Here is a 2,465-nt window from a genome sequence, read left to right on the forward strand (position 1 = left end):
CAGCCTTGTATTAAATAAAAATAGAGAAAAGTTTCAAATACCATCTCATTTGAGGTTCGGTCGGCTAAAAAAACTTAGAATTGTATATCCTAAGAAAGTTATTGATGATTATTTAAAATCATTAAAATCCCCTAATTTAATTGAACAATATAAAAATGAATTGGAGTACACTACCCTCCCAGATAAAATCTTTTTGAAAGCATTCAAAGAATTAGGTTTTCATTTTCCAAATTTAGTTAAAGGTACAGAAAAGGCATGGCATAATTTTGTTTCAAAAAAATTATTAAGTTCAAACGGAAATATTAAAACGATCAAGAAACTTTTTGTTCGATTTATTAAAATAACAGAATTACTACAGTCGACATTAATTTCAAAAGAAATTATGGACATGACTTCTAATGAGATTAATTTCGTATTTTTAAACAATAAAGTTCCAGGTGCTTACAAAGAATCTTTATATAGTTTCTTTAATCACTTGTTTTCAAAATTTCCTAATTGTAAGTACTTGGTTTCAAAACTTAATAACCCCCATGTGGAAAAAAAAGAGCGTTTAGCAAACTCTAAACACAATAAGAAAATCTATTCGACTAATGAGTTTTTAACACTACTGGACTATGTTAAAGACAGTAAATTCCATAAAGAAAATGCTATTTCTGAATATAAAGCAAAATCAATGGGTGGGGCAAAGGGGAATTATGAATCAATTTGGTTATACGTAATGCTTCATTTAAATAACGGATGGAGAAGTACTGATTTTATTGAAAAGATACCTCGTATCCCCTTGTCTATCCCTGTGCAGGATTATAAATCATTTGAAAATCACAATTTAACCTTAGAGGAAGCTACAAAAATTATCTGGGAGTTAAAATCAAACTTAATGAATGTTTATCATAACAAAAATGGTAAAAAGGCTTTTTTCTTTATTTCTGAAGATATGATTGTACCTGTAGCTAATGCCATAGTTTTATGTGAACTTAAGGCTCAATTGATAAATTCAAAAAGAAATAACTTAATTGATTTAGGTAATTCAAACGAATTGACTACTAGCATGCATGATAAATTTTTCGGAAATTTTCCTATAAATAATTTTAAATTTAAATCGCTAATGGCTAACAGTACATTTATAACCTTTGTGAATTCAATCCTAAAACAAAAAACAAATCGTAATCCTTTGGAGATTACTAAATTCATTAGAAATCATGATTCTTTAGACACTACCAACAGATATGTTCATGTAAATGAAGAACATCTAAATAAAATTAGTAAGCAATTATTCGATAAAGGCTATTTTGGCTATACCTACGATTATTTAAAACAAATTGTTATTGGTGAATCTCAAAATAATTTTATGGAAAACAATGAAAAAAATCTGTTAGCCACAGTTTTTGGAGACATATACAAAATTGAAAATTTCTCCATAATGTTAAATGCAATTGAAGAACAAAAGAAACCATTATACGAGTTCGTTAAGAGTTTATCGCAAGAACAACAGAGAGAAGTATTAGATTTAATAAATATGAATCAATTGCCGGCCAAAGAATCTTTTTGGCAATGTATTCTTGGTGATTGTTTATATCTAGATAGAAAATGTAACAGTTGTCCATTTGCAATCCCACATTTCTATGTACTAACAAAGACTGTTTACAACCTAAATAATTTGATACCTAAATTAGAACAGATTAAAAACATTTCTTATAAAGGCGAAAGGGTTAGATTAGCTAATTTATTATATAAAAACCTTTCCTTAATAAGTACTGCTAAAAAACAATTTGGAGAAAATGTACTAAGCTCATTTTTAGGCAAGGACTATTCAGATTTCTTAAATAACATACGCAGCTTAGATAGTATAAATGAAAATCTAACAATTGGAGGCAATTAATATGGAGAATAATCATAGTTTAGATTTTTCGTCTACCTCAACTCATTATAATGAGAGTCTCCGTGGCACTTTACAAGATAGGATAAACAGTCTTAAAGGCACGGGTGTAAATCTTACAGCCGAAGCATCCAATAACAGATGGAATATTTATGATGAATATTTTTCACAAACATATTTTGTAGACTTTAGCTTCGATTCTTTTTCATCAAAGAAGTTTGATACTGACCAATTTATCTTGCTATTAAAATCTTGGTTTATTTTACTTTTAGAGGATGGTAACGGCTTTCAGCATTTGACAAGGAAAACAAGAAGAGCAAAGGATGCACTGATCCTAAGTAAAGGATTTAATCTAGAAGCAATAGATGAATTTGAACTTAACTATTTTTCTAAAGATCTTAAACATAATTCTCTACAAACTAAAGCATCTTTTCTATTAGAATTTCTAGATTTTTGCCAAGATCTGATAGTGCCAGAAGAGTATCTGGAACTAATTTTAAGATACTATCAAATACAGAAATCAACAGCAATAAGAAAATTACCATCAAGCCAAGATGTTCTTAAATTTTCTTTAATAGTTGAAGTATAC

2 pseudogenes are annotated in these 2,465 nt (G+C 28.5%); both read left to right on the forward strand.

The window, feature by feature from the left end:
- Positions 1 to 1,879: pseudogene (locus ACQGS6_RS26440) on the forward strand (hypothetical protein); the annotation flags it as partial.
- Between the two features lies 1 nt (position 1,880).
- Positions 1,881 to 2,465 (forward strand): annotated as a pseudogene (locus ACQGS6_RS26445) (site-specific integrase); the annotation flags it as partial.

The organism is Bacillus sp. GMs2/2 (assembly GCF_050172095.1).
Lineage (GTDB): Bacteria > Bacillota > Bacilli > Bacillales > Bacillaceae_G > Bacillus_A > Bacillus_A cereus.